The sequence below is a fragment of the Sphingomonas phyllosphaerae genome, assembly GCF_029623345.1.
GTDB lineage: Bacteria > Pseudomonadota > Alphaproteobacteria > Sphingomonadales > Sphingomonadaceae > Sphingomonas > Sphingomonas phyllosphaerae_C.
In genome coordinates this window covers 244364-269308 of record NZ_JAPYKH010000001.1, presented here as the reverse complement: position 1 = coordinate 269308, position 24945 = coordinate 244364, and the positions used below count along the sequence as shown (strand labels likewise).

The 24945-nt window shown below is 69.5% G+C and carries 26 protein-coding genes and 2 tRNA genes; 17 read left to right on the top strand and 11 right to left on the bottom strand.

Features of this window, described 5'->3' with window-relative positions; translation table 11 throughout:
- The first annotated feature begins 10 nt into the window (after window positions 1-10).
- Genes QBJ89_RS01200 through QBJ89_RS01190 form a run of 3 tightly spaced genes read left to right on the top strand, consistent with a single transcriptional unit; the run spans window position 11 to window position 4303 of the window.
- On the top strand, window positions 11-1192 hold the full coding sequence (locus QBJ89_RS01200; RefSeq protein ID WP_277978710.1) for an HlyD family secretion protein: 1182 nt from the start codon (window positions 11-13) through the stop codon (window positions 1190-1192).
- A 1-nt stretch (window position 1193) separates the two neighbouring features.
- Window positions 1194-2774 (top strand): MDR family MFS transporter, encoded by a 1581-nt coding sequence (locus tag QBJ89_RS01195; protein WP_277978709.1) that lies wholly within the window; start codon window positions 1194-1196, stop codon window positions 2772-2774.
- Window positions 2774-4303, top strand: coding sequence for an efflux transporter outer membrane subunit (locus QBJ89_RS01190; RefSeq protein ID WP_277978708.1), 1530 nt, complete (start codon window positions 2774-2776; stop codon window positions 4301-4303). Before QBJ89_RS01195 ends, QBJ89_RS01190 begins: the two co-directional genes overlap by 1 nt.
- A gap of 115 nt (window positions 4304-4418) precedes the next feature.
- Here QBJ89_RS01190 and QBJ89_RS01185 read toward each other — a convergent pair whose 3' ends face one another.
- Both QBJ89_RS01185 and QBJ89_RS01180 read right to left on the bottom strand, forming a co-directional pair.
- On the bottom strand, window positions 4419-5324 hold the full coding sequence (locus tag QBJ89_RS01185) for a hypothetical protein (protein ID WP_277978707.1): 906 nt from the start codon (window positions 5322-5324) through the stop codon (window positions 4419-4421).
- 229 nt (window positions 5325-5553) lie between these two features.
- On the bottom strand, window positions 5554-6150 hold the full coding sequence (locus QBJ89_RS01180) for a TetR/AcrR family transcriptional regulator (RefSeq protein ID WP_277978706.1): 597 nt from the start codon (window positions 6148-6150) through the stop codon (window positions 5554-5556).
- Between the two features lie 103 nt (window positions 6151-6253).
- On the opposite strand from QBJ89_RS01180, the gene ychF reads away from it, so the two are divergent.
- Together ychF and QBJ89_RS01170 are read left to right on the top strand one after the other, a co-directional pair.
- Window positions 6254-7354 (top strand): redox-regulated ATPase YchF, encoded by a 1101-nt coding sequence (gene ychF / locus QBJ89_RS01175; RefSeq protein WP_277978705.1) that lies wholly within the window; start codon window positions 6254-6256, stop codon window positions 7352-7354.
- Between the two features lie 194 nt (window positions 7355-7548).
- A complete protein-coding gene (locus tag QBJ89_RS01170) occupies window positions 7549-7719 on the top strand; it encodes a hypothetical protein (protein ID WP_277978704.1) in 171 nt (56 codons plus the stop codon).
- Here the strand turns inward: QBJ89_RS01170 and QBJ89_RS01165 are convergent.
- Window positions 7686-7943: a hypothetical protein gene (locus QBJ89_RS01165; RefSeq protein ID WP_277978703.1), complete on the bottom strand. Its 258-nt coding sequence runs from the start codon at window positions 7941-7943 to the stop codon at window positions 7686-7688. The genes QBJ89_RS01170 and QBJ89_RS01165 overlap by 34 nt on opposite strands.
- Between QBJ89_RS01165 and QBJ89_RS01160 the strand changes: the two genes are divergently transcribed.
- From QBJ89_RS01160 to QBJ89_RS01145, 4 genes are all read left to right on the top strand, one after another.
- Entirely contained in the window at window positions 7942-8322 is a 381-nt protein-coding gene (locus QBJ89_RS01160) for a hypothetical protein (protein ID WP_277978702.1), read from the top strand. The genes QBJ89_RS01165 and QBJ89_RS01160 overlap by 2 nt on opposite strands.
- 52 nt (window positions 8323-8374) lie before the next feature.
- On the top strand, window positions 8375-9838 hold the full coding sequence (locus QBJ89_RS01155) for a hypothetical protein (protein ID WP_277978701.1): 1464 nt from the start codon (window positions 8375-8377) through the stop codon (window positions 9836-9838).
- Window positions 9839-9921: 83 nt separating this feature from the next.
- Window positions 9922-11250, top strand: coding sequence for an ectonucleotide pyrophosphatase/phosphodiesterase (locus QBJ89_RS01150; RefSeq protein WP_277978700.1), 1329 nt, complete (start codon window positions 9922-9924; stop codon window positions 11248-11250).
- Between the two features lie 71 nt (window positions 11251-11321).
- On the top strand, window positions 11322-11771 hold the full coding sequence (locus tag QBJ89_RS01145; RefSeq protein WP_277978699.1) for a MaoC family dehydratase: 450 nt from the start codon (window positions 11322-11324) through the stop codon (window positions 11769-11771).
- Window positions 11772-11903: 132 nt separating this feature from the next.
- Here the strand turns inward: QBJ89_RS01145 and QBJ89_RS01140 are convergent, their stop codons facing one another.
- From QBJ89_RS01140 to gap, 3 genes are read right to left on the bottom strand one after another with little or no spacing between them, the layout of a single operon-like run.
- Window positions 11904-13094, bottom strand: coding sequence for a phosphoglycerate kinase (locus QBJ89_RS01140; RefSeq protein ID WP_277978698.1), 1191 nt, complete (start codon window positions 13092-13094; stop codon window positions 11904-11906).
- Window positions 13019-13549 carry an MOSC domain-containing protein gene (locus QBJ89_RS01135; protein WP_347342808.1) on the bottom strand — a complete coding sequence of 177 codons (531 nt, stop codon included), beginning with the start codon at window positions 13547-13549 and terminating at the stop codon, window positions 13019-13021. Before QBJ89_RS01135 ends, QBJ89_RS01140 begins: the two co-directional genes overlap by 76 nt.
- A 12-nt stretch (window positions 13550-13561) precedes the next feature.
- A complete protein-coding gene (gap, locus tag QBJ89_RS01130; RefSeq protein WP_277978697.1) occupies window positions 13562-14563 on the bottom strand; it encodes a type I glyceraldehyde-3-phosphate dehydrogenase in 1002 nt (333 codons plus the stop codon).
- Window positions 14564-14699: 136 nt separating this feature from the next.
- On the opposite strand from gap, the gene QBJ89_RS01125 reads away from it, so the two are divergent.
- From QBJ89_RS01125 to QBJ89_RS01110, 4 genes are all read left to right on the top strand, one after another.
- Entirely contained in the window at window positions 14700-14876 is a 177-nt protein-coding gene (locus tag QBJ89_RS01125) for a hypothetical protein (RefSeq protein ID WP_223010091.1), read from the top strand.
- On the top strand, window positions 14876-15181 hold the full coding sequence (locus QBJ89_RS01120; RefSeq protein ID WP_223010090.1) for a cell division protein ZapA: 306 nt from the start codon (window positions 14876-14878) through the stop codon (window positions 15179-15181). Before QBJ89_RS01125 ends, QBJ89_RS01120 begins: the two co-directional genes overlap by 1 nt.
- A 218-nt stretch (window positions 15182-15399) precedes the next feature.
- Complete coding sequence (locus QBJ89_RS01115; protein WP_277978696.1) at window positions 15400-15912, top strand: 5-formyltetrahydrofolate cyclo-ligase; 513 nt, start codon at window positions 15400-15402, stop codon at window positions 15910-15912.
- The gene (locus tag QBJ89_RS01110; protein ID WP_277978695.1) at window positions 15909-16115 is read left to right on the top strand and encodes a DUF2842 domain-containing protein; all 207 of its coding nucleotides are present in this window, start codon (window positions 15909-15911) and stop codon (window positions 16113-16115) included. Before QBJ89_RS01115 ends, QBJ89_RS01110 begins: the two co-directional genes overlap by 4 nt.
- Before the next feature lie 82 nt (window positions 16116-16197).
- Here the strand turns inward: QBJ89_RS01110 and QBJ89_RS01105 are convergent.
- The 5 genes from QBJ89_RS01105 to QBJ89_RS01085 all read right to left on the bottom strand — a co-directional run bounded on the left by QBJ89_RS01105 (window position 16198) and on the right by QBJ89_RS01085 (window position 18895).
- A tRNA-Asp gene (locus QBJ89_RS01105) sits at window positions 16198-16274 on the bottom strand.
- A 75-nt stretch (window positions 16275-16349) separates the two neighbouring features.
- Window positions 16350-16426: transfer RNA gene (locus tag QBJ89_RS01100), tRNA-Asp, on the bottom strand.
- A 53-nt stretch (window positions 16427-16479) separates the two neighbouring features.
- Window positions 16480-17697: an AI-2E family transporter gene (locus QBJ89_RS01095; protein WP_277978694.1), complete on the bottom strand. Its 1218-nt coding sequence runs from the start codon at window positions 17695-17697 to the stop codon at window positions 16480-16482.
- A gap of 46 nt (window positions 17698-17743) precedes the next feature.
- The gene (locus QBJ89_RS01090; RefSeq protein ID WP_277978693.1) at window positions 17744-18481 is read right to left on the bottom strand and encodes a Crp/Fnr family transcriptional regulator; all 738 of its coding nucleotides are present in this window, start codon (window positions 18479-18481) and stop codon (window positions 17744-17746) included.
- A gap of 30 nt (window positions 18482-18511) precedes the next feature.
- Window positions 18512-18895, bottom strand: coding sequence for a hypothetical protein (locus tag QBJ89_RS01085; protein WP_277978692.1), 384 nt, complete (start codon window positions 18893-18895; stop codon window positions 18512-18514).
- 433 nt (window positions 18896-19328) lie between these two features.
- Here QBJ89_RS01085 and QBJ89_RS01080 point away from each other — a divergent pair, with 433 nt between their 5' ends.
- From QBJ89_RS01080 to QBJ89_RS01065, 4 genes are all read left to right on the top strand, one after another.
- A complete protein-coding gene (locus QBJ89_RS01080) occupies window positions 19329-21347 on the top strand; it encodes a 3-hydroxyacyl-CoA dehydrogenase NAD-binding domain-containing protein (protein WP_277978691.1) in 2019 nt (672 codons plus the stop codon).
- A gap of 289 nt (window positions 21348-21636) precedes the next feature.
- Window positions 21637-22824 carry an acyl-CoA dehydrogenase family protein gene (locus QBJ89_RS01075; RefSeq protein ID WP_277978690.1) on the top strand — a complete coding sequence of 396 codons (1188 nt, stop codon included), beginning with the start codon at window positions 21637-21639 and terminating at the stop codon, window positions 22822-22824.
- 99 nt (window positions 22825-22923) lie between these two features.
- A complete protein-coding gene (locus QBJ89_RS01070; protein WP_277978689.1) occupies window positions 22924-24051 on the top strand; it encodes an acyl-CoA dehydrogenase family protein in 1128 nt (375 codons plus the stop codon).
- Window positions 24052-24059: 8 nt separating this feature from the next.
- On the top strand, window positions 24060-24929 hold the full coding sequence (locus QBJ89_RS01065) for an acyl-CoA thioesterase (RefSeq protein WP_277978688.1): 870 nt from the start codon (window positions 24060-24062) through the stop codon (window positions 24927-24929).
- Window positions 24930-24945: the final 16 nt, after the last annotated feature.

Sequence of the window (24945 nt, the reverse complement as noted above, 5' to 3'; positions counted from 1 at the left end):
ACGAGACGACATGGCGGAACAGGCTGCGCACCAGAACGACACGCCTGGAGGGGAAGCCGACAACAAGGACGAGAACCAGCAGGCGCCCGCCAAGCGCAGGCTGAGCGGTCGTGCCAAGACGATCCTCATCGCGCTCGCGCTGGGGGCGCTGGCGGGAATTGCCATCTGGTACCTGCGCTACGAGAGCCACGGGAAATATCTGCAGGACACCAACGACGCCCTGGTGCGCGCCGACATCGTGGTCGTGGCGCCGCGCGTCGCCGGCTATGTCGCCGAGGTGTTCGTGCAGGACAATCAGGACGTCCGCGCCGGCCAGCCGCTGGTCCGCATCGACCCGCGCGACTCCCGTGCCCAGGCCGCGCAGGCGAACGCGCAGATTGCGGTCGCCCAGGCCCAGGCCGATAGTGCGCGCGCGCAGGTCGAGGAACAATATGCCGCGATCGATCAGGCGCAGGCCCAGCTCACCGCCGCGCAGGCGCGCGCCGCGCACGACGCCGCCGAGGTTAGGCGCTACCGCCCGCTCGCCGCCTCCGGGGCAGAGAGCCGCGAGCAGCTCGCCTCGCTCGAGCTCGCGGCGCGCCAGTCGGCCGACCAGGCGCGCGCCCAGGCAGCGGCGGTCGAGATGCAGCGCCGCCGCGTCGCCTCGTACGAGACGCAGATCCGCCAGGGTCTGGCGCAGGCGCAGGCCGCGCGCGCGCAGCTCGCCTCGGCTAACGTCAACGTCGGCGCGACGCTGATCCGCGCCGCGATCAACGGCCGCATCGGCGACAAGACGGTGGAGGTCGGCCAATACGCGCAGACCGGCACGCGGCTGATGTCACTGGTGCCGCTCGACAAGCTCTACGTCACGGCGAATTTCAAGGAGACGCAGCTGGCGCTGATGCGACCGGACCAGCCGGTCGAGATCAAGGTCGACGCGCTGGACGGTATCACGCTCAAGGGCCGCGTCGCCAGCTTCTCGCCGGGCACGGGCGCGCAATTCTCGTTGCTGCCGCCGCAGAACGCGACGGGCAATTTCACCAAGATCACGCAACGCGTGCCGGTGCGGATCGAGCTCGAGGCCTCCCCCGAGGTGCGGCGCCTGCTCGTCCCCGGCCTGTCAGTGACCGCGACGGTCGACACGATCTCGGCCAAGGACGAGATCGAGCGGCTGCGCGACCGCCAGCAGCAGCTCAACCAGCGGGAGCGCTGAGGTGGCGAGCGCGGCTGCGCCTCGGCGCGGCGCTTCCCCAGGCGCAGCGCAGGCCGCACCGCAGCGCGCCGACCTCGCGGCCTGGCTGGCGGTTGCGGCGGGCACGCTCGGCGCCTTCATGGCGACGCTCGACATCTCGATCGTCAACTCGGCGCTGCCGACGATCCAGGGCGAGATCGGCGCGAGCGGCACCGAAGGCGCCTGGGTCGCTACCGCCTATCTGGTCGCCGAGATCGTCATCATCCCGATGTCGGCCTGGCTCACCCGGCTGCTCGGGCTGCGCACCTTCCTGCTGATCGCGGCGGTGCTGTTCACGATCTTCTCGGTGCTGTGCGGCACCGCCGACACGCTGCCGCAGATGATCGTCGGCCGCATCGGTCAGGGCTTCACCGGCGGCGCCATGATCCCCACCGCACAGACCATCATCGCGCAGCGGCTGCCGCGCGAGCAGCAACCGATCGGCATCTCTGCCTTCGGCATGACCGCGATCCTCGGCCCCGTGCTCGGGCCGCTGGTGGGCGGCTGGCTGACCGAGAACATCAGCTGGCATTATGCCTTCTTCATCAACCTGCCGATCTGCGCGATCCTGGTGGTGCTGCTGCTGGTCGGACTGAAGCACGAGAAGGCGCAGCTGCACCTGATCGGTGAGGCCGACTGGCTCGGCATCTTCGGCCTGGCGCTCGGTCTCGGCGGGCTCACGGTCTTCCTCGAGGAGGGCCAGCGCGAGCAATGGTTTTCGTCCGAGCTGATCCGCTACATGTTCGCCATCTCGCTGCTCGGCTTCACGCTGCTGATGGCGGGGCAATTTCTCGCGCGGCGGCCGATCATCAAGCTGCGGCTGCTGCTCGATCGCCAGTTCGGCTCGGTCGCGCTGATGGGCATGGTGGTGGGGGTAGTGCTGTACGGCACCTCCTACGCCATCCCGCAGTTCCTCGCCGCGATCGCGGACTATAACGCGCTGCAATCGGGCAAGGTGGTGCTGCTCTCGGGCATACCCAGCTTTTTCATGATGGCGATCGTGCCGATCCTGCTGCGCCACGTCGACGTGCGGATCGCGGTCGGTGCCGGACTGCTGATCATGGGGACCTCGGCGCTGCTCGACTCGACGCTGACGATCGACGCGGTCGGCGCCGACTTCGTCGAGTCGCAGCTGCTGCGCGGCGTCGGCCAGATCCTGGCCATGCTGTTCCTCAGCCAGGCAGCGGTGCGCTCGGTGCCCCCGGTCGAGGCGGGTGACGCCTCCGGGCTGTTCAACTCGGCGCGCAACCTCGGCGGCAGCTTCGCGCTGGCGGGGATCTCGGTGATCCAGGACCAGCGTAGCTGGTTCCACAGCCGCCGCATCGAGGAGACGCTCAACGCCAATTCGGTGATGGTACAGGATTATATCAACGGCACCGCGCAGTCGCTGGGCGGCCGGTCGACCGCGCTGCGCGCGCTCGGCCAGCAGATCCAGGGCCAGGCGCTGGTGATGACCTTTAACGACATCTTCTGGATCATGGGCATGGGGACGCTGGCGGTGCTGCCGCTCGTGCTGTTCCTCCGCCCGCTACCCAAGGGCGCCCCTCCGGCGGCGACACATTGATGCGACACGCTCCCCTCCCCGCTCTCGCGCTGCTGCCGCTGGCACTGCTCGGCGCCTGCACCGTTGGTCCCGACTATCACGGCCCGCCCGCGACCGCGGCGGACGCGGTGCAGCGCGGCCGCTTCGTCCGCGCCGGCGATCCGGCGCTCCGCCCTGGGCCGGGCGTGGCGCGCTGGTGGGAGGCGCTTGGGGACACGACGCTGACCACCTTGGTCGACGACGCGCTCGCACATAGTCCGACGATCGACGCGGCGCAGGCGCGCATCCGCGAGGCCGGTGCGCGGCTGCGCACTCAGCGCGCCAACCAGCTGCCGAGCATCAGCCCGAGCGCCACCTACCTCCACGCGCGCCTGCCTGGCACCGCGCTCGGCGGGGGCAGCGGGGACGCGGGCGGCGAGGGCTCCTCGGGTGGCTCGGACAGCAGCGCCGTCAACTTCTATAATCTCGGCGGCACCGCCTCGTGGGAGCCCGACCTGTTCGGCGCGCGCCGCCGTGGCATCGAGGGCGCGCGCGCGACGGTGGAGGAGCGGTTCGCCGATCTGGCCGACGCGCAGGTGAGCCTCTCCGCCCAGGTGGCACAGGCCTATGTCGGCCTGCGCGACGTACAGGAACGCGTGCGCCTCAACGCCGAGTCGAGCCGGCTGCAGCAGCGCCAGCTCGAGCTCACCCAGCAGCGCTATGCCGCGGGCGCGGCGTCGCAGCTCCAGGTCGAACGGTTGCAGAACCAGCTCGAGAGCACCGACGCACAGCGCATCCCGCTCGGCGCGCAGGTGGCGCAATATCTCGACCAGCTCGCGGTACTGACCGGCCGGACACCGGGCGCGCTCGACCAGACGCTGACGACCGCCATGCCCGTGCCGTTGCCACCCGCAGAGGTGCCGATCGGCGATCCCGCGGCGTTGATCGCACACCGACCCGACATCCGTTCGGCCGAACGCGCGCTCGCCGCGAGCAACGCGCAGATCGGGGTGAACACCGCCAAGCTGTTTCCCTCGCTGAGCTTCCTCGGCATCTTCGGGCTCGGCGGCACCAAGATCGGCGACGTGGTCGATCCTAACAAGCTCACTGCCTTGGTCGCGCCGATGCTGAGTTGGTCCTTCCTCGACTTCGGCCGCACCCGCGCCGCGATCGACCAGTCCGAGGCGCAACGCGACCTCGCCGCCGCACAATATCGCGAGCGCGTGCTCGAGGCGCTGCAGGATGCCGAGACCAGCCTCTCGCGCTTCGGCAACACGCGGCTGCAATATGCGCAGCTGCTCCGCGCCGAACAGTCCGCCGCTCGGGCCGCGTCGCTCAACGGCCAGCGCGTCGAGGCCGGGACAAGCAACGTGATCGATCAGCTCGACGTCGAGCGCCAGCGCCTATCCGCCGCCATCGCCGTGGCGCAGGCCAGGGCGCAGCTGACCGACAGCTACATCACGGTACAGAAGAGCCTCGGGCTAGGCTGGAGCGAACCGACACCGCCAACGGCCGCCGGCGCTCAGAGATCCGGGCAGAGTGACGCGAGTGCACCGACCACAGGCGGCTGACCAACACGTCCGCGGTGCTGCGAGGGTAGCTCGCCCTTCGCGATCGCTCTTCGCGCGACAAGCGGTCCGGTAGGTCGCGACACGCTCACCTGAAGGAAGCGTGCCGCGGCCCGCGTCACGCCACGCTGACTTCCGCCACGCTCAATAGCCCCGCCTTGCCCAGCGAGGCGGCGATGGCGCTCGCGTCCATACGGGCGCTGGCGTCGATCTCGCCGTGCCGCCGCTCGGGGCGATGACCAGCGCGCCGCAGCGAGCGGATCAGACCGGCGGCCTCACTCGCCACCGCGTCCGGACCATCGCTCGTGTCAAACAGGGGAAGAAGCGCCGAGGAGCGCTTCACCAGCCTCGTGCTGAGCTCGCGCAGATCGTGCTCCTCCCCGATGGAGCGCACCGAGGCCGCCGCGCGCGCGACCGCTTCCGCATCGCCGGAGGGATTATCCAGCGTCGTCGGCGCCGACTGAAGAGACATCTCGAGCGCCGCCTCACCCGCCAGTGGCGGTGCATCGTCCTTGTGCGGCGTCTGCGGACCCAGGATGGGGACGGAGTCGATCACGTCGACACCGCCACTTCCCGCCGTGGCGCAGTCGCGCTCGGCCGCCGTCATGGCGCGCGCAAGATCTTCGAGTTCGTCCGCCAGCGCGAGCGCCGCGCCGCGATCGCCACGCAGGATCGCCGCCATCGCTTGCATCTTCAGAACGACCAGCTTCTGCCGCAGGGCCTCAAGGGCACGAACCGCCAGGTTCCTGCGATCCGACTCGGCGAGCTTAGCGAGACGAGCCGCCACCTCCTCCATCACGGCCAGGCGCCGCTTGGCCTCGCCGTCGTCGCGATGAGCCAAGGGCGTTTCCGTCGCCGCCATGCCACTCGCCGCAAGCCGGGAGGGCCGTGACGCTGCGTCCAGGAACGTGGCATAAGACGCCCGCCCCCACTCGCCGCGTGCGAACGCAAAAGCGGAAGGGTCAACATATTCCGGTACATGTTGCACGGGCCGTGCCGCGCTGATTGCTGTCACGATGCTCATGGTCGCTCCCCGATCTGCTCCCGACCATGGCCGGGATGACTATACAGCGGAGCCTAGTCGACGAACATCCGAAACAAACAGTGCCGCGCGAGGTACTCCGTAGCTGTACGACTATATAGAGGAGCAGCAGCGCCCCGGGGATGGCTCCACGCCACCAGATTCACCGCTATGACGCAACGATCGTGGGCTCTGGCCGGCTACAATCGCGAGTTTACACGATATAATACCTTTAAGATCTTGATATCGACCGCGGCCGTAACCCCGCTAGCAGCAGCCGCAACGCATCGTCGATCTGCTGGCGCCGCTCCGCAGCATTGTTGTGCTTGAGCAGCAGTCCGCTCAGCATCCGCATCGCCAGCACCAGGTCGCGCGCGCCAAGCTCGGGCGCGAGGGTTCCATCGCGGTGGGCGCGCGCCGCAATCGGCTCGAACAACCGCTCGAGCCGCTGGCGCAACCCGTCGAAGGCGGCGCGATCCGCACCGTCGCGGGGCATGTCGAGTGCGAGCCTGGCGAACAGCGTCGCGGTTTCGGCACCGTCCAAGACGACCTGGGTCAGCGCCTCGTCGAGCGGCAGCGCCGGGTCGAGCCGCGCCCGCATGCGCTCGACCTCCTGCTCGAACACCGCCAGCGCCAGCGCCATGCGATCCTTGAAATTGCGGTAGAAGGTGCCGCGCCCCACGCCGGCGGCGTCGGCAATGTCCTCCAGCGGCACGAAATAGCCCGCGCGCGCGAAACACAGCCGCGCCGCCGCGATCAGCGCGTCGCGGCGCGCCTGCGCGTCGCGGCGCAGGGGACGCGCCGCCGCCACGCTGATCTCGTCGCTCATACGTTCCTGTTAAAGGCTGCGCGGCGTCGGGGAAAGCATGGCCTAGCCAGCGGCGCGCCCCTCGCCTATCTGGCGCGCTTTCCCCATCACACAGGTTCTTCCCATGGGTTTCCGCTGCGGCATCGTGGGCCTGCCCAACGTCGGCAAGTCCACCCTCTTCAACGCGCTGACCGAGACGGCCGCGGCGCAGGCCGCCAATTATCCGTTCTGCACGATCGAGCCGAACGTCGGCAACGTCGGCGTGCCCGATCCACGGCTGGAGAAGCTGGCCGAGATCGCCAAGTCGGGCAAGGTGATCGAGACCCAGCTCGGCTTCGTCGACATCGCCGGGCTGGTGCGCGGCGCCAGCAAGGGCGAAGGGCTGGGCAACCAGTTCCTCGGCAACATCCGCGAGGTCGATGCGATCGTCCACGTGCTGCGCTGCTTCGAGAACGACGACATCCAGCACGTCGACAACCGCGTCGACCCGATTGCCGATGCCGAGACGGTCGAGACCGAGCTGATGCTGTCCGACCTCGAGAGCCTAGAGAAGCGCGTCCCCAATCTCGCCAAGAAGGGCCAGCAGGGCGACAAGGAGGCTAAGCTTGGCGCGGTCGTGCTCGGCCGCGCGCTCGACCTGTTGCGCGACGGCAAGCCCGCTCGGCTGACCGAGGCGAACGACGCCGAGGAAGCGCGCGTGCTCGACCAGGCGCAGCTGCTCACCGCCAAGCCCGTGCTGTACGTCTGCAACGTCAACGAAGAGCATGCCGCCGCAGGCAACGATTATTCCGCGCGCGTCTTCGCCAAGGCAGCGGCCGAGGGCGCACAGGCGGTGGTGGTCTCCGCCGCGATCGAGGCCGAAATCGCGACCATGCCCGCGGACGAGCGCGGCGAGTTCCTGTCCGAGCTGGGATTGGAGGAGACCGGGCTCGCGCGCGTGATTCGCGCCGGCTACGAGCTGCTCCACCTGCTCACCTTTTTCACCGTCGGGCCGAAGGAAGCGCGCGCCTGGACGATCGAGGCGGGTTCCAAGGCGCCGCAGGCGGCCGGCGCGATCCACTCCGATTTCGAGCGCGGCTTCATCCGCGCCGAGACGATCGCGTTCGACGATTACGTCGCCTGCGGCGGCGAGGCCGGCGCGCGCGACGCTGGCAAGCTGCGCCAGGAGGGCAAAGAATATGTCGTCCACGATGGCGACGTGATGCTGTTCCGCTTCAACGTGTGACGTCCCGGCGGCCGGTAGCACTGGAGGCGCTCGGTCTCGCGATTGGCGCCGCCTTCCACGCGGCCGACTTCCTGCATCTCGGCTGGTGGCCCTAACAGTTCGGCTCACCAGCGTTCCGGCTGTTCTGGAACGCGCTGCTGCCGATCGACCTCGCCGTCATCGCGCTGCTCGCATGGCAACGGTGCGCTGGCCTGATGGCGGCAAGCCTGCTGATGACGGCGGACGAGGCGGTGAACGGCTATGCCTGGCGCGTTCTCCGCTACGATGCTTTCGCCGCGGCGGTCCCGATCCAGGCAGGGTTCGCGCTCTTCGTGCTGTTCGTCACGTACCGCTATTTGGCGGGCGGACCTTTCACGACCGGCTGATCGAGCAGATTGGCGTAAGGCGCGCTGGTCGGCGCGCCGGGCGCGTCGCGCGGCTCCATCCACTCCGCCTGGTTGCCGGGCGCGGGGGTGATCTGCATCACCGGCGTCTTGGGCGCGGGGCCGGTCGGGCTCGGCGCGGGCGCCGCCTGGTTGCCGCCGCCTTCCTTGCCGCCGCTACCACAGGCCGCCAGCGAGAGGAGAAGCAGGAAAGGAAGCGTGCGCATGGTGGGACAAAGCACCAGTGCGCCGCTCGTTCCCGCCGGCTGGCGCGAGCGCGCGCGACCGGCTAGAGCCACGGCGATGCTGCGGCTGCTCGTCTCCCTCCTCGCGCTGCTGCTCGCGCTCCCAGCGAGCGCTGTGCCGGCGTGCCACGAGACCTCCGCCGCGGTAACGGCGACGATGCAGCGTCACGAGCATCGGCCCGCTACCCCCGCGACCGTGGCGTCGCACGATTGCCTCGGCTGCGTGCCTCCGCTCGATCTCGCGGGCGGCGTCGTCGCGTCGCCGTGGCGACCGGCCGACCGGCCACGACCGCCGATGCGCACGAGCATGACCGCCGGCGCGTTGCTGGTGCCGCTCTCCCCGCCTCCGCGCGCGGGGTGACTCACCGGGGTGCTGCGCCCCGGCCCGTCACGTCTGCAATCGGAGAATATCGATGTTCCGCCACACCTTGCGTGCCGCCGCCGCGGCCGCTGCCTTGTGCCCGACGCTCGCGTCGGCACAGCACCATCCGCCCGTCACCGCGCAGGAGCCCTCGCCCACGCCCGGCTCCGCTGCGGGCGACGTCGACATGATGGACCATAGCGCGATGGGCCATGCCGCCATGACGCCGGACGCTTCAGGCACGTCCCACGATCGCGCCGGCATGGACCACATGAGGCCGGCGGTCACCGCGCCGCCCGAGTGGCGGGACGCGTCCGACGCCGCCCTCGCCCACGCGCCCGAGGGTGCCGCCATGACCGGCATGACCATGGGCACCGCCGCCGGCTGGTACACGCCCGGCAGCGGCACCGCGCGCAATCCCGCCGGCGAGGGGCCGATGCGCGGCGCGATGCTCCACGCCGGCGACTGGATGCTGATGGCGCACGGCTACGCCTGGACGATGGTCACCGATCAGGGCGGCCCGCGCGGCGGTGACGGCGCCTACGTGCAATCCATGGCCATGATCATGGCCGACAACGACCTGACCGATCGTGTCCACCTTCAACTCCGCGGCATGGGCAGCCTGGAGCCGGCGATGGGCGCGCGCGGCTATCCCAACCTCTTCGCCACCGGCGAGACCGCGAACGGCCGCGCGCTGGTCGACCGCCAGCATCCGCACGACCTCTTCATGGAGCTGGCCGCGCGGATCGACTATCGGCTCGGCGGCGACACCAGCCTGTTCGTCTACGCCGCGCCCGTCGGCGAACCCGCACTGGGCCCGAGTGCCTTCATGCACCGCGGCTCGGCGCGCTACCTGCCGATGTCGCCGATCACGCATCACTGGTTCGACTCGACCCACATCACCTATGGCGTGCTCACCGCGGGCGTCTCCGCGCCGAAGCTTCAGCTGGAAGGGTCGTGGTTCAAGGGCCGCGAACCCGATGAGCGGCGCTGGGGCTTCGATCCCGTGCGGCTCGACTCGTGGAGCGTGCGCGGCACCTGGACGCCGTCGCCCTATATCGCGCTACAGGTCAGCCACGGTCGCCTAAAACAGCCCGAGGCGCTTCATCCCGGCGAGGACGAGGACCGCACCACGGCGAGCATGCAATATGCGCGCGCCGGACTGGCCACGACGCTGGCCTGGTCGCGCAAGGATCGCCAACCGGGTGACGTACTCGACGCCTTCCTCGCCGAGGCGACCTACGAGCTGACGCCGCGCCACGCCGTCTTCGCGCGGGTGGAGAATGTCGCCAACGACGAACTTTTCCCCGATCACGATGATCCGCTGCACGACCGTCGCTTCCGCGTCACCAAGGCGGAGGCGGGCTATGCCTATCGATTGCCGATCATCGGGCCGCTCGGCGTCGCGCTGGCCGGCACGGTCGCGGCCTATGCCAAGCCCGCGGCGCTGGACGCGGCCTATGGCGACTCGCCGGTGAGTTGGACGCTATTCGCCAAGTTCGCGGTCGGGCTCTAGTCGCCTTAGCCAGAGTTCTCGCGGCGACGCCCCCCGTCGTCGCGAGACTTCTCGCCGTCATCACAGCGGCGTAAGCACGCAGCATGACGCTCCGATCGCTTCTGGCCGCCGCGCCCTTCGCTCTCGGCGGCTGCGCCTATCCCCATGTGCCGCCCGCCTTGCCGCCGGTGACCGCGCCCGCCCCACCACGTGCTGCTCCCGCGCATGCGGCAGCGACAGCGGCGCATCCGGTCGTTCACGCCCCGGTGACGATCCTCGTGTCCATCGACGGCTTCCGCCCCGACTATCTCGAGCGCGGCGTCACGCCGCGGCTCTCGGCGCTAGCGGCCGGCGGAGTCAGCGCGGCGATGCGACCGTCCTTCCCGTCCAAGACCTTCCCCAATCACTGGACGCTCGTCACCGGGCTGGTGCCGGACCGGCACGGGATCGTCGCCAACCGGATGGAGGATCGGGCACGGCCGGGTGAGACCTTCACTATGGCGACCGACGACCCGTTCTGGTGGAACGCCGCGGAGCCGCTGTGGGTCACCGCCGAGCGCGCCGGGATCCCGACCGCGACGATGTTCTGGCCGGGCTCGAACGTCGCCTGGGGCGGCACGCGCGACCCCGCCCGCCCGCACGCGGATGTCGGCACGCGCCCGCGCGACTGGCAGCAGTATAACGAGGCGGTGAATGACCGGCAGCGCGTCGACGCGGTGCTCGACTGGCTGCGACGCCCCGCCGAGACGCGGCCGCGCTTCGTCACGCTCTACTTTGACGAGGTCGATACCGCCGGCCATGACTACGGCCCCGCCGATCCGCGTGCCCTATCCGCGGCCGCCGCGGCCGACGCGAGCATCGGTCGACTGGTGGACGGTCTTGGCGCGCTAGGCCAGCCCGCCAATCTCGTGATCGTCTCCGACCATGGCATGGCGCCGATCGCGCCCGAGCGGCGTATCGCGATCGACTCGATCGTCCCGCCGACCGACGCCCGGGTGGTCGAGAGCGGCCCCTATGCGACCTTCGCGCCGCTGCCGGGGCGCGACGCCGCGGTCGCGCAGGCGCTGCTGCGCCCCCACCCGCATATGACCTGCTGGCGCAAGGAGGCGCTGCCGGCGCGCGTCCACTATGGCCGTAACGCGCGCGTGCCTGCCTTCCTCTGCCTGGCCGAGGACGGCGCTGCGGGCGGCTGGATCCTCGCCAATGGCAAGACGGACGAGGCCACCCACCGCGGCGCGCACGGCTATGACAATGACTCACCCGACATGCGCGCGCTATTCATCGCCAACGGGCCGTCCTTTGCCGCGGGCCAGCGGCTGCCGACCTTCGACAACACCGACGTGGCGCCGCTGCTGCGCGACCTGCTCGGCCTGCCTGCCGGCGTTGGGCTCGACGGCGATGACGCACCGTTCCGCCGCGTGCTGCGGCGCTGACCAGCGCCACCGCTGCTTGAACCAACGCCGGAGATCTGGCGATATGAGATCGCGAGAGGAGAGCGGCGCGGGTGCAATATTTCGAGGACATCAGGGTCGGCGCGACCGCTCGCTTCGGCGACTATGCGGTCACGCGCGACGACGTGGTCGAGTTCGCTCGCAAATATGATCCCCAGCCGTTTCACCTCTCCGACGAGGCCGCAGCGGCGACCCATTTCGGTCGGCTTTCGGCGAGCGGCTGGCATAGCTGCGCAATGGTGATGGCGATGCTGGTCGAGCACCTCCACGCGGTCGAGCAGGCGGGGCTCGGATCGCCCGGCATCGACGAGCTGCGCTGGCTCACGCCGGTCTATCCCGGCGACCGGCTACGCTGCGAGACCAAGGTGCTCGACAAGCGCGTCTCACGCTCCCGACCCGAGATGGGGATCTACAAGAGCCGCCTCACCGCCTTCAACCAGCACGACGTCGCGGTGTTAATGATGGTGTCCAACGCGCTGATCGCGACGCGGCCGGCGGGGTGATCTCGGTCGAGTGCTTCGCGAGGGCGCTTCGACGAGCTCAGCGCCTCCTCAACACGAACGGACGGGCGATCCCGACCATGCGGACGAGAGGCCGAGCCCGGCGACGCCTCGTCTCGACGCGCCCCGCCAAGCTCAGCGCTTGAGCGCCGCCACGCCCGGCAGCTCGCGGCCTTCCATCCACTCCAGGAAAGCGCCGCCAGCGGTCGAGACGAAGCTGAACTGTTCCGCCACCCCGGCCTGATTGAGCGCCGCGACCGTGTCGCCGCCGCCCGCCACCGAGACCAGACTGCCCTCCTTGGTCAGCGCCGCGGCGGTGCGTGCCAGCGCCACCGTCGCTGCATCGAACGGCGGCGTCTCGAACGCGCCGAGCGGGCCGTTCCACACGAGCGTGCGGCAGGTCTTGAGCACGTCGCCGAGCGCCTCGACCGCGGCGGGGCCGACGTCGAGGATCATCTCGTCGGCGGCGACCTCGTGGACGTTGACGGTGCGTACCGGCGGGTTGGCGCGGAACTCGGTGGCCACCACCACGTCATAAGGCAGATGGACGGTGCAGCCGGCGCGGTCGGCGGCCTCCAGGATCTCGTCGGCGGTGCCGGTGAGATCGTGCTCGCACAGGCTCTTGCCCACGTTCACGCCGCGGGCGGCGAGGAACGTGTTGGCCATGCCGCCGCCGATGATCAGATGATCCACCTTGCCGACGAGATGCTTGAGCACGTCGAGCTTGGTCGACACCTTGGCGCCGCCGACCACCGCCGCGACCGGATGCTCGGGCGCGCCGAGCGCCTTTTCGAGCGCATCGAGTTCGGCCTCCATCGCGCGCCCGGCGAAGGCGGGCAGAACCTGCGCGAGCCCCGCGGTGGAGGCGTGCGCGCGGTGCGCGGCGGAGAAGGCGTCGTTGACGTACAGGTCGCCGAGCGCGGCGAGGCGGTCGATCGTCTCACGATCGTTCTTCTCCTCGCCGGCGAAAAAGCGCGTGTTCTCCAGCACCGCAACGTCGCCGGGCTGGAGCGTGGCGACCGACTCGGCGGCACCCGCCCAGTCGACGAAACGCACCGGGCGACCGAGCACGCTTTCGTACGGCTTGGTGATCTGCGCGAGCGAGAACTCGGGCGCGGGCTGCCCCTTGGGGCGGCCGAAATGCGCGGCCACGAGCACGATCGCGCCCTTGTCCGCGAGTTCGGCGACGGTAGCGACGGTGGCGCGCAGCCGCGTGTCGTCGGTGACGTGGCCGTCCTTGAAGGGCACGTTCAAATCCTCGCGGACGAGGACCCGCTTGCCGGCGACGTCGCCGATGTCGTCGAGCGTTCGAAAAGACTTGGCCATGGGTCCTCGATCCTGATCCTGTCACCGACGGCGATCGTGCCGCCCTGTATCACCATCGCGCAGGCGCCACCGCGCCAGTCGGGCGTCATCGCCTGTTTGAGACCGGGAGCCAGCGCTTCCATCCGCTCGCACGGGTCGCACTCGCGCGTGATTTCGAGCAGCACGTCGGCACCGATGCGAAGCACCGTTCCCCCCTGCTGCGGCAGGTCGAGCTCTTCGACCAGCAGGTTGGCGCGCCGCTCGGTCCAGTCGATCGTGTGGCCGACCAGCCGCATCGCCGCCGCCCAGTCGCCGCGCTCGATCAGCGTGACCTGGCGCTTGTACGGCTTGCCCCGCATCGCGCCGCGAAAGTCGCCGTGGATGCCGCCCGCGAGCGACACCTCGGCGCGCGCGACGGTCTCGACCGGCGCGCGCGAGCGGGCGTGACGCGCGATGCCGAGCAGCACGCCCGTCACGCCCGCCCGACCTCAGCCGAGCTTCGCCATCGCGGTCGCGGTGTCGACCATGCGATTCGAGAAGCCCCATTCATTGTCGTACCAGCTGACCACGCGCACCAGCTTGCCGTCAATCACCGCGGTTTCGAGGCTGTCGACCGTCGACGAATAGGGCGTGTGGACGATGTCGATCGAGACGAGCGGCTCGTCCGAATAATGCAGCACGCCCTTCATCGCGCCCTCGGCCGCGGCCTTGAGCAGCTGGTTGACCTCTTCCTTGCTGGTGTCGCGCTTGGGGGTGAAGGTAAGGTCGACGAGGCTGCCGTCGGGCACGGGGACGCGGATCGCCGAGCCGTCCAGCTTGCCCTTCAATTCGGGCAGCACCTCGCCCACCGCGCGCGCCGCGCCGGTAGTGGTGGGAATGATGTTCATCGCCGCCGCGCGCGCGCGGCGCAGGTCGCTGTGGATCTGGTCGAGGATCTTCTGGTCGTTGGTATAGGCGTGAATGGTCGTCATCAGCCCGCGCTCGATGCCGATCGCGTCGTTGAGCACCTTGGCCACCGGCGCAAGGCAGTTGGTGGTGCACGAAGCGTTGGACACGATCGTGTGACCGGCCTCGAGCTTGTCGTGGTTGACGCCATAGACGACGGTGAGGTCGACGTTCTTGGCGGGTGCCGAGATCAGCACCTTCTTGGCGCCGGCGTCGATATGCTTCTGCGCGCTGGCGCGGTCGGTGAAGAAGCCCGTGCACTCCAGCACGATGTCGACGCCCAGCTCCTTGTGCGGCAGGTTGGCCGGATCGCGTTCGGCGGTGACGCGGATGCGCTTGCCGTCGATCACCATGTCATGTCCGTCGGCCTCGACGGTGCCGGCATATTTGCCGTGGACGCTGTCGCGGCTGAACAGCCACGCGTTCGACTTGGTGTCGGCGAGATCGTTGATCGTCACCAGCTCGAGGTCGCTGCCACGCTCGATCAGCGCGCGCGCCACCAGCCGCCCGATCCGTCCGAAGCCGTTGATCGCTACCTTGGTCATGCGCCTGTCTCCGCGTAAGTTCGGTGTCGCGCGGGTCTTTGCGCCGGACGGCGCGCAGCCGTCAACCGCTGCGGTGCATCCACTCGTCTCCGCACCATCTTGTCGGCGCGCGCGCGCGATCCTATCGCCTCTGTTCATGGACAACCCAGCGATCGACCGGCTTGATGCCGCCATCACCCGCGTCGAACGCGTCTTGGAACAGCGCCTCGCCGCCGCCGCCACGCTCGCGCGCCGTCACGAAGCATTGCGCGAGAAGATGGGCGAGGCGGTTGCCGCGCTCGACGAGATCATCGCGCGCGGGGGGCAGGACTGATGGCACGCGTGACGCTGCGGATCGGCGAGACGAGCTACGATCTGGGCTGCGGCGACGGCGGCGAGGCGCGACTGATGCAGGCGGCCGCGCTGATCGACGAGCGCTGGGAGGACGCGCGCCGCGCCGCGGGAGCCGGCGGGGTCAATCGTACCATGCTGCTCGCCGCGCTGATGGTGGCGGACGCGTTGATCGAGGCGCGCGAGGCGCCCCCGCCCGAGACGCCGGAGGGGATCGCGCTCGATCGTCTGTCGGAACGGCTCGAGAAGCTGGCCGAGGCCCTTGAGCAGGCGCCGCCGACGTCCTAGATAGGGGTCGGCGGGTTCTGCCCGGTACGAGCTCATAAATATCCCTGAGGCTATTCATCTTCCATGGGGGTTGTCCCTGCCCGGATCCTGGTCCGACGTATATGACTCCCACCTGACGTACTGGGCGTCAGTGGATACATCGGCCAACGGCCACGGCGGTCCCGCCACCCGCTTTTCCCATGACCGATAAGCGCACGCTCCGCGCCACGGCGCGTGCCATGCGCGACTCGTTTGTCGCGGCGGGGGCGCCCGCTCTCCCCTGCCCGCGCGAGTTCGTCGCGCTGCTCGCGCCCGGCCTCGTCGTCGCGAGCTACGCGCCGATCGGCAGCGAGGCCGACCCCACGGCCTTGGAGGTAGCCGCTCGCGCCGCCAATTGCCGGCTGGCGCTGCCCCATGTCGTCGATCGCGCGACCCCGATCCGCTTCCTCGCGTGGGAGGCCGAGCATGCACTCTCGGACGGACCGTTCGGCCTGCGCCAACCCGACGGCGGGCATGCCGCGGTCGTGCCCGACTTCGTGCTCACCCCGCTGGTGGCGTTCGACGCCTCGCTCAACCGCATCGGCCAGGGCGCGGGCCATTACGACCGCGCCTTCGCGGCCTATCCTGCGGCGCTGCGCATCGGTATCGCGTGGAGCGTGCAACAGCTCGACTCAATCACGCCCGATCCTTGGGACGCCCCGCTCGACGCGATCGTAACCGAGCGCGGCTGGATCGCGGGGCAGCCGCGATGACGCCTTCGTGGCGCAAGCCGGTAGGGATGCTCGCGATCCTGCTGCTGATCGCTGTCTGGTGCGTCGCGATCGCCTCGCTCTCGGGCGTGATCGGGCGCTGGCCGGCGCTGCTCCAGCTCGGCTTCTATCTCGTCACCGGGGTCGTCTGGATCACGCCGCTCAAGCCGCTGCTGCGCTGGATGGAAACCGGCCGCTGGCGGTGAGGTGACGGCGGTCGGGAAGTCACCGATCAAGATCGCGCGGACCGGCCAGGCGAGAACGTCGCGCTGCGACCACCACCGACCGTGGCGCGAGTGACGGGGCTCGAACCCGCGACCTCCGGCGTGACAGGCCGGCGCTCTAACCAACTGAGCTACACCCGCAATGGTCGTGTCAGGCCGAGACGGCCCGCTGCGACATTCGACGGTCATGCTTGGATCTGCGGCCTCCCCAAGGGGTGGCGCGAGTGACGGGGCTCGAACCCGCGACCTCCGGCGTGACAGGCCGGCGCTCTAACCAACTGAGCTACACCCGCTTGCAGAAGCGTGAGGCGCGCCAACTAGGCGGCACGCCGGGGGCTGTCAACGGCTATTCGGCGTCTTTGTCGCTGCGCCGCGCGAGCGCGCCCGGCGCCCCCTCGCGGGTACGAGTTAGCGTGCCGTGCTCGAACAGGAAGCCGGCGATATCGGGCCGCCCGGCGGCCGACAGGACGGTCTGCACGATGATCAGGATCGGCACCGCCAGCAGCGCGCCCACCGTGCCCCACACCCAGCCCCAGAAGGAGATGGAGATCAGGATCATCACCGGATTGATGGTGAGACGGTGCCCGACGATCAGCGGCGTCACCACGTTGGCCTCGATGAGATGCGCGCCATACATGATCGCGGGCGCCGACAACGCGGTCCATACGTCGCTGAAGGTCATCAGCCCGCCCACCGCGAGCAGCAGCGCCGCCACCACCGGCCCGAAATAAGGGATGTAGTTGAGCAGCGCGACGATGCCGCCCCACATCAGCGGGAACGGCATGCCGAGCAGGTGAAGCGCACCTGCGATGATTGCACCAAGCGCGACGTTGATGACGGTGATCGTGCCCAGATAGGAGGACACGTCGTCGACCATCTCCTGCAGCACGCGCGCGGTCGCCATCGCGCCGCCGAAGCTCGCCCGCTCGGTAATCATCCGCTCGCGCGTGCGGGTCCAGCCCGACAGGAAGAAGAAAGCGACGAGGATCGCGTAGAAGATCTGGATGATCACCGCAGGCGCCGAGGTGGCGGCGAGCTCGACGATCGAGCTGGGCGGCGCCACCGCCGCGGTCGGCGACGGGCGCACCGGCGTGCTGGCGATCTGGCGCAGCGTCCGGTTGGCGTACTTTTCGAGGCTCGAATAGAGATCGAGCAGCGGCGCGAGATTGTCCTGGATGCGCCCGATCCGTGACGGCAGCAGCCGGAAGAACTCGGTAGCCGGCACGACGATCGCGGCGAGCGCGACGTTGGCGATTACCAGGAACAGCAGCACGCAGACCAGCGCCGCCACCGCTGAAGGCAGTCGCCGCCGCTCGAGCCACTCGAGCAGCGGGATCAGCGCGAGCGCCACCACCAGTGCTATGGCGGTCGGCATGAAGAACTCGGCACCCGACTTGAGCGCGAAGGGCAGGCCGAGCATCAGCCCGATCCCTGCGGTGAGCGTCAGCGCGGCGAGCAGCCGATCGCGCCGCAACACCACGTGCGCGTCGCCCTCGGCCGACAGCGCGGCGGCATGGGGTGGGAGCGTGGCCGGCGCTGAGGTCGGCGGCGGGAAATCGGCCATCAGAGCAACCTAGCGAGAGGAACGGCGGCTTGGAAGCACGCTGAGTTCAAGCAGCAACCGCCTGCCAGGGCCCCTCCTCAAGGTAGAGGTAATCGGGGTCGAACTCGCCGACGCGTGCCAGCCCGTTCTCGTCTAGGATCGTTACCGTGCCGCGCACCGCCTCGACCAGTTTCTCCTCGCGCAGCCGCCGCAGCGTGCGGTTGACGTGGACGCTGGTGAGCCCGCACGCCTCTCCGAGATCCTGCTGGATCAGCGCCAGGTCGAACACGCCGTCGCCGCCGCGCCCGGTTGCCTTGAGCCGATGGTAGGTCTCCAGCAGGAAGTGCGCGATCCGCCCCGCGGCGTCGAGCCGGCCGATGCGGAAGATCCACTCGCGGTGAAGCGCGGCGTCGAGCAGCGTCGAGCGCCACAGGATGCGCGCGAGCTGGGGATGATCGGCGACGATCGAGTCGATCGCCGCGTGCGGGATCACCGCGACGCGCGCCTCGGTCAGCGTGCCGACGTCGTGGTCGAGCCGGTGGAGCGGATAGCCATGGAGGTCGACGAAGTCGCCGGGCACCTGCAAGGCGACGAGCTGGCGGAAACCGTCGCGCGCGTCCATGTAGCGGCACATCGCGCCCTCCAGCAGCAACGTGCTGTTGCGCAGACGATCGCCGCGCCGCGTGACGATCGTGCGCGCCGGTAAGGTTTCGATGCGATCGACCGCGCGCTCAAGGATGTCTTTGTCCAGCTCGCTCATCGCATCGCGGCCGCGTCCGCGCAGGAAGTCCCGTGTCACCCGCATTGTCGTTCCCCGCTCCTGTCGGGAATAGCCCTACGCCGCGAAACGTTCCCGGAACAAGTCCTTGAGCTCGCGCCCGCGGATCTTGCCACCGGCGTTTGCGCCGCACTGGCTCGGCGGCGAGCCAATCGCCGGGGCTTCTTGGAAAGGGGCGAGCCGCTCGCACACGCTGCACTGCAGTTCGGCCTCGTGGGCGCCGCCTCCTGCAGTCAGCCGCGCCACCGCGACCCGCTCCACGCCGAGCACGCGTCCGGCATGCCGATCACCGCACTCGCCCACCGTCGGATGCGCCGCGAGCACGTTCTGGACTGCGTTCGAGTAGATGTTCCCGCCGCTGCGGATCACCACGTCTTTGGCGCGACCGAGGATGTAGAGGAACCGTCCTCGTGGATCGACATCAGCTGCTCGTCTTGCCACGACTTGCCTCGAGAAGCGCGCGGAGCGCGGGCGGCGCGGTCATCCACGTGCGCTCCACAGCCCTGGATCGTCCGCCTCCACCTCTAAGGCACTGCCCGGCACGATGAGCGGCGCGCGCACCTCATCGTGGGACTGCGCCTGCCAGTCACGTCCCTCCCCTCCCACCCGCCATCGCCGTCTCCGCCGCTCGAACATCGGGTTCGCTGCGAGGCTAGACTAGAGTTGATTCGGGAAGCGCACGGGGCGATACAGCGACGGATGGTTAGAAGGTGTGGTATGGCCAGCACGGCAGCGATCCGCCGACGCGATAGGAGCTTGGTGCGAGCCCGTCGAGTCATCCGGCGTGGCGGTGTGACACCGCACCGCGACCTGCCGCGCCGCCGCTAATCTATTCCGACCAGCGTCATTACCGCCTCCCAGGAGCAACGCACGCATGACCGCCTCTTCCCCGATCCGCACCGAGCGCCACGGCGACGTGCTCGTCATCGTCTCCGATAACCCGCCGGTGAACGCGCTCGGCGCCGCGGTGCGGATCGGGTTGGAGGCCGCGATCAAGGAAGGCGCCGCGGACCAGTCGATCGCGGCGATGGTGATCCGCTGCGATGGCCGCACCTTCTTCGCGGGCGCGGACATCACCGAGTTCGGCAAACCGCCGGTCGAGCCGATGCTGCCGGTGCTGGTCGACATGATCGAGGCGTGCGGCAAGCCGGTGGTCGCCGCGATCCACGGCACCGCGCTGGGCGGCGGCTGCGAGGTGGCGCTCGGCTGCCACTATCGCGTCGCGGTGCCCTCGGCCAAGATTGGCACGCCCGAGGTCAAGCTCGGACTGCTGCCGGGCGCGGGCGGGACGCAACGGCTGCCGCGCCTCGCCGGGGTACGGGTCGCCCTGGAGATGACCGCCAAGGGCGAGCCGATCTCGGCCCAGCACGCGCAGGAGGCGGGGCTGATCGACCGTATCGTCGGCGAGGACAGTCTCGCCGCCGACGCGCTCGCCTTCGCGAATGAGGTGAAGGCCAAGCGCCCGATCCCGCGCGCCGCCGAGAAGACCGTCGCGGCCGATCCGGCGGCGGTCGCCGCGTTCACGAAGGCGAACGCGCGCCGCTTCCGCGGCTTCGACGCGCCGGCCGCCAATATTGACTGCGTCGTCAAGGCGACCGAGCTGCCCTTCGCGGAGGGGCTCGCCTATGAGCGGCAGGCGTTCATGCGGCTGATGACCGGCACGCAGTCGGCGGCGCAGCGCCATATCTTCTTTGCCGAGCGCCAAGCCGCCAGGATCGACGACGTCCCCGCCGACACCGTGCTTCGCCCGATCGCGCGGGTCGGCGTGATCGGCGCGGGGACGATGGGCGGCGGGATCGCGATGAACTTCCTCTCCGCCGGCCTGCGCGTGACGATCGTCGAGACCGCGCAGGAGGCGCTCGACCGCGGCACCGGCGTCATCCGCAAGAATTACGAGGCGACCGCGGCCAAAGGGCGGATGCGGCCCGAGCAGGTAGATGCAGCGATGGCCGCGCTGACGCCGACACTCGACTTCGACTCGCTCGCCGATTGCGACCTCATCATCGAGGCGGTGTACGAGAACATGGACGTGAAGAAGGAGATCTTCACGCGGCTCGACGGCATCGCCAAGCCGGGCGCGATCCTGGCCTCGAACACCTCCTATCTCGACATCGACGCGATCGCCGCCTGCACCAACCGGCCGCAGGACGTGCTGGGCATGCACTTCTTCTCACCCGCCAACGTGATGAAGCTGCTCGAGGTGGTGCGCGGCGCCGAGACCGCGCCCGACGTGCTCGCAACGGTGATGGCGTTGGCCAAACGCATCCGCAAGGTGGCGGTGGTCGCGGGCGTCACCTATGGCTTTATCGGCAATCGCATGTTGATGCCGCGCCAGGTCGAGGCCAACAAGCTGCTGCTCGAGGGCGCCACGCCCGAGCAGATCGATCGCGTCCACACCGAGTTCGGCATGCCGATGGGTCCGTTCCAGATGGCCGATCTCGCGGGCGTCGACATCGGCTGGCACCGCGACCCGAGCCGCATCGAGAACGTTCGCGACGCGCTCGCCGCCGAGGGTCGCTGGGGCCAGAAGAAGCGGGCGGGCTTCTATGACTACGACGAAAAGCGCAATCCCACCCCCTCGCCCCGCGTCGCAGAGATCATTCAGGAGTGGCGCGACAGGACGGGTACGCCACAGCATGAGGTCACCGACGAGGAGATCGTCGAGCGCACGCTCTACCCGATGGTCAATGAAGGCGCGCTGATCCTGGAGGAGGGCAAGGCGCAGCGCGCGTCCGACGTCGATGTCGTGTGGATCTACGGCTATGGCTGGCCGGTCTACCGCGGCGGCCCGATGTTCTGGGCGGCGACCGAGGGCTATGACAAGGTCGTCGCCGGGCTGGAGAAGCACGGCTTCACGGTGGCGAAGAGCCTGCGCGCGGGCGCGATCAAGTGACGGCGCGCGGCGGTGGACAACCGAAGCCTCTTGGGGCGGTGTCGGCCAGCCGACGAATGAGCGCCGCCCCCGCCCACTGGCGGTCGCCGCACCTGAGTACGCGGCACCATGGTGTTCGCGCGAGATCGTGTCCCCCGGACACGATCTTGGCTCTCTGGGGGCGCGCCAAAGGGCGAACACGATACAAATTCGGGATGACGCCAGTCGGCGAGAGGGGCGGAGTAAGCGCCTCTGATTACACCACTGCCGCCCCCGCCGCCCACGCCATCTCTTCCGCGAGGATCCAGCGATGACCGACCTCGACACCTTTCGCACCGAGACCCGCGCCTGGCTGGCCGGGAATTGCCCGCCCGAGATGCGCGAGCCGGTACGCGCCGATACCGACATCTGCTGGGGCGGCCGGCGCTACGACCCCGCCGCCAACCCGCCGCAGGCGCGCTGGCTCAAGGCGATGGCCGAGCGCGGCTGGACCGTCCCCGACTGGCCGAAGGAATATGGCGGCGGCGGTCTCTCCCCTGCCGAAACCAAGGTGCTGCGCGAGGAGATGGCGGCGATCCGCGCGCGCAACCCGCTCAACTCCTTCGGCATCTCGATGCTCGGCCCGGCGCTGCTGAAATATGGCACCGAGGCGCAGAAGCTCGACCACCTGCCCAGGATCGCGCGCGGCGAGATCCGCTGGTGCCAGGGCTATTCCGAACCCAATGCCGGCTCCGATCTCGCCGGGCTCGCCGCCAGCGCCGAGGACGCAGGCGACCATTATGTCGTCAACGGCCAGAAGGTGTGGACCAGCTATGCGGACAAGGCCGACTGGATTTTCTGCCTGGTGCGCACCAGCAAGGAGTCGAAGCAAGGCGGGATCAGCTTCGTGCTGTTCGACATGGACTCGCCCGGCGTCTCGACCAAGCCGATCCTGCTGATCAGCGGCTACTCTCCCTTCTGCGAGACCTTCATGGACGACGTGAAGGTGCCCAAGGCGCAGCGCGTCCACGATGAGAACAAGGGCTGGGACGTCGCCAAATATCTCCTCGGTCACGAGCGCGAGATGATCAGCGGCATGGGTCTGGCGAGCGGCGGGCGCAACCCGCTGGTGGAGGGCGCAATCGCCACGGTCGGCCTCGATCACGACGGCCGCCTCGCCGACCCGCTGCTGCGCGCGCAGATCGCCGTGTTCGAGGTCCGCGCCAAGGCGTTCGCGGCGATGTCCGAGCGCTTCATCGACGAACTCAAGGCCGGGCGTGCGCATCCGGCGCAGCCGAGCATGATGAAATACGTCGGCACCGAGCTCAACAAGGCACGCCACGAGCTGATGATGGCCGCGGGCGGCTCGGACGCATTGGAATGGGAGAGCGAGCGGTCGCGCGGCGGCGCGGGCGCGCGGGCGTGGCTGCGCACCAAGGCCAATTCGATCGAGGGCGGGACGAGCGAGATCCAGCTCAACATCGTCGCCAAGCGGATCCTCGAGCTGCCGGGAGCTTAAATCGAGACCGGTCTCCTGCGAACGCAGAAGCCCAGGGCCATAAAGCGGCGCGCCCGGAACCCTGGGTTTCGGCTTTCGCCGGAACACGGGAATGCCAACATGCCGCTTTACCTTAACGACGAACAGACGATGCTGCGCGACACCGCCAAGGAGTTCGTCGCCGAGCACGCCCCTGTCTCGCATCTGCGGGCCTTACGCGATGCTAACGACCCTGCCGGCTTCTCGCGCGAGCTGTGGAAGCAGTTCGCCGAGATGGGCTTCACCGGCATCCTGATCGGCGAGGACCAGGGCGGACTTGGACTAGGCCATGTCGAGGCCGGCGTGGTGCTCGAGGAGATCGGGCGCAACCTGTCGCCCTCGCCCTTTCTCACCACCGCGGTCGCGGCGGTGGAGGCGCTGCGCGGCAGCGCGCAGGCGGCGCGCTGGTATCCCGGAATCCTCGCGGGCGAGACGATCGCCGCGCTCGCCGTCGACGAGGGCGCCAAGCACCGCGACCGTGTCGCGCTGCGCGCCGAGCGTGCCGGCAACGGCTTTCGCCTGTCCGGCGCCAAGCAGTTCGTCATCCACGGCCATGTCGCCGACGTGCTGATCGTCGCGGCGCGCACCGCCGGCGGCGAGGATGAAGCCGACGGCGTCACGCTCTTCGCCGTGCCGCGCAACGTTGCCGGGCTGACCGCCACGCCCGAGCGCCTCGCCGACTCAAGCGTCGCCGCGCGGCTGACGCTGGAGGACGTGACGCTCGACGCCGACGCGGTGCTCGGCGAGATCGACGGTGGCCGTGCCGTGCTCGACCGCGCGCTGCGCGCGGGGCGTACGGGCGCCTCGGCCGAGTTGGTCGGCGTCGGTGCTGGCGCGATGGACATGACGATCGGCTATCTCAAGCAGCGCAAGCAGTTCGGCGTGCCGATCGGCAGCTTCCAGGCGCTGCAGCATCGCGCCGCGCATCTCTACAGCGAGATGGAGGTGGCGCACGCCGCCGTGCTCAAGGCACAGCAGCTCCTGGACGCGGACAGCGACGCCGCCGACGAGGCGGTCTCGGTCGCCAAGGCGATGACCGGGCTGGCAACGACATCGTCGGTGCAGGAGAGCGTGCAGATGCACGGCGGCATCGGCATGACCGACGAATATGACGTCGGCTTCTACATGAAACGCGCGCGCGTGCTCGCCGAGATGTTCGGCGACGCGCACTACCACGCCGACCGGCTCGCGCGCGCGGCGGGCTACTGACGCCGGCGATGGCGAAGACAACGCCCGCCGCGCTCGTCGCCGATCTCGTCGATCTGCTCGACGTCGTCGCGGTCGACGTCGACCTGTTCCGCGGGCGCCGCTCGACCGGCGGGGTCGGGCGCGTCTTTGGCGGCCAGGTGGTGGCACAGGCGCTCCAGGCGGCGCAGCGCACCGTCGCAGGCCGCGCCGCGCACTCGCTCCACGCTTATTTCATGCGGCCGGGGTCGGAGGCGGTGCCGATCGACTATCGTGTCACGCGCGATTTCGACGGCGCCAGCTTCGCCACCCGACGGGTGGTGGCGTGGCAGGACGAGCGGCCGATCCTGACGCTCACCGCCTCGTTCCAGCGCGACGAGACCGGCTTCCACCATCAGTCAGCGATGCCCGACGTGCCCGCGCCCGAGACGTTGCGGAGCGAGCATGGGTGGCGAATCGAGCAGCGCGACGCGATCCCGGAGCGCTGGCGCGAGTCGCTGCTGCGCGAGCGCCCGATCGAGTTCCGCCCGGTCGCGCCGCGCCGCTGGACCGATCCTGTGCCGCGCGCCCCGGTACAACACAGCTGGTTCCGCGCGGTAGCGCCGCTGGGCGACGACGCGGCGATACATCGCGCGATCCTGGCCTATGCCAGCGATACCGCGTTGCTCAGCACGTCGATGCTGCCGCACGGCGTGAGCTGGACGACGCCGGGCATGCAGACCGCGAGCCTCGACCATGCGCTCTGGCTGCACGCGCCGGTGCGCGCGGACGAGTGGCTGTTGTACGCGGCGGACAGCCCCTGGTCGGGCAGCGGCCGCGGCTTCAATCGCGGCGCGATTTACGCGCGTGACGGGCGATTGGTCGCGAGCGTAGCGCAGGAGGGGCTGATCCGGCGGCGGTAGCAGCGTCTCGTAGGAG

Excerpts from the sequence above, each read along its gene's own strand:
- QBJ89_RS01200 (WP_277978710.1), top strand. The coding sequence starts at position 11 with ATGGCGGAACAGGCTGCGCACCAGAACGACACGCCTGGAGGGGAAGCC.
- QBJ89_RS01190 (WP_277978708.1), top strand. The coding sequence starts at position 2,774 with ATGCGACACGCTCCCCTCCCCGCTCTCGCGCTGCTGCCGCTGGCACTG.
- QBJ89_RS01185 (WP_277978707.1), bottom strand. The coding sequence starts at position 5,324 with ATGAGCATCGTGACAGCAATCAGCGCGGCACGGCCCGTGCAACATGTA.
- QBJ89_RS01180 (WP_277978706.1), bottom strand. The coding sequence starts at position 6,150 with ATGAGCGACGAGATCAGCGTGGCGGCGGCGCGTCCCCTGCGCCGCGAC.
- ychF (WP_277978705.1), top strand. The coding sequence starts at position 6,254 with ATGGGTTTCCGCTGCGGCATCGTGGGCCTGCCCAACGTCGGCAAGTCC.
- QBJ89_RS01170 (WP_277978704.1), top strand. The coding sequence starts at position 7,549 with ATGGCGGCAAGCCTGCTGATGACGGCGGACGAGGCGGTGAACGGCTAT.
- QBJ89_RS01160 (WP_277978702.1), top strand. The coding sequence starts at position 7,942 with ATGGTGGGACAAAGCACCAGTGCGCCGCTCGTTCCCGCCGGCTGGCGC.
- QBJ89_RS01165 (WP_277978703.1), bottom strand. The coding sequence starts at position 7,943 with ATGCGCACGCTTCCTTTCCTGCTTCTCCTCTCGCTGGCGGCCTGTGGT.
- QBJ89_RS01155 (WP_277978701.1), top strand. The coding sequence starts at position 8,375 with ATGTTCCGCCACACCTTGCGTGCCGCCGCCGCGGCCGCTGCCTTGTGC.
- QBJ89_RS01150 (WP_277978700.1), top strand. The coding sequence starts at position 9,922 with ATGACGCTCCGATCGCTTCTGGCCGCCGCGCCCTTCGCTCTCGGCGGC.
- QBJ89_RS01140 (WP_277978698.1), bottom strand. The coding sequence starts at position 13,094 with ATGGCCAAGTCTTTTCGAACGCTCGACGACATCGGCGACGTCGCCGGC.
- gap (WP_277978697.1), bottom strand. The coding sequence starts at position 14,563 with ATGACCAAGGTAGCGATCAACGGCTTCGGACGGATCGGGCGGCTGGTG.
- QBJ89_RS01125 (WP_223010091.1), top strand. The coding sequence starts at position 14,700 with ATGGACAACCCAGCGATCGACCGGCTTGATGCCGCCATCACCCGCGTC.
- QBJ89_RS01120 (WP_223010090.1), top strand. The coding sequence starts at position 14,876 with ATGGCACGCGTGACGCTGCGGATCGGCGAGACGAGCTACGATCTGGGC.
- QBJ89_RS01115 (WP_277978696.1), top strand. The coding sequence starts at position 15,400 with ATGCGCGACTCGTTTGTCGCGGCGGGGGCGCCCGCTCTCCCCTGCCCG.
- QBJ89_RS01110 (WP_277978695.1), top strand. The coding sequence starts at position 15,909 with ATGACGCCTTCGTGGCGCAAGCCGGTAGGGATGCTCGCGATCCTGCTG.
- QBJ89_RS01095 (WP_277978694.1), bottom strand. The coding sequence starts at position 17,697 with ATGGCCGATTTCCCGCCGCCGACCTCAGCGCCGGCCACGCTCCCACCC.
- QBJ89_RS01090 (WP_277978693.1), bottom strand. The coding sequence starts at position 18,481 with ATGCGGGTGACACGGGACTTCCTGCGCGGACGCGGCCGCGATGCGATG.
- QBJ89_RS01080 (WP_277978691.1), top strand. The coding sequence starts at position 19,329 with ATGACCGCCTCTTCCCCGATCCGCACCGAGCGCCACGGCGACGTGCTC.
- QBJ89_RS01075 (WP_277978690.1), top strand. The coding sequence starts at position 21,637 with ATGACCGACCTCGACACCTTTCGCACCGAGACCCGCGCCTGGCTGGCC.
- QBJ89_RS01070 (WP_277978689.1), top strand. The coding sequence starts at position 22,924 with ATGCCGCTTTACCTTAACGACGAACAGACGATGCTGCGCGACACCGCC.
- QBJ89_RS01065 (WP_277978688.1), top strand. The coding sequence starts at position 24,060 with ATGGCGAAGACAACGCCCGCCGCGCTCGTCGCCGATCTCGTCGATCTG.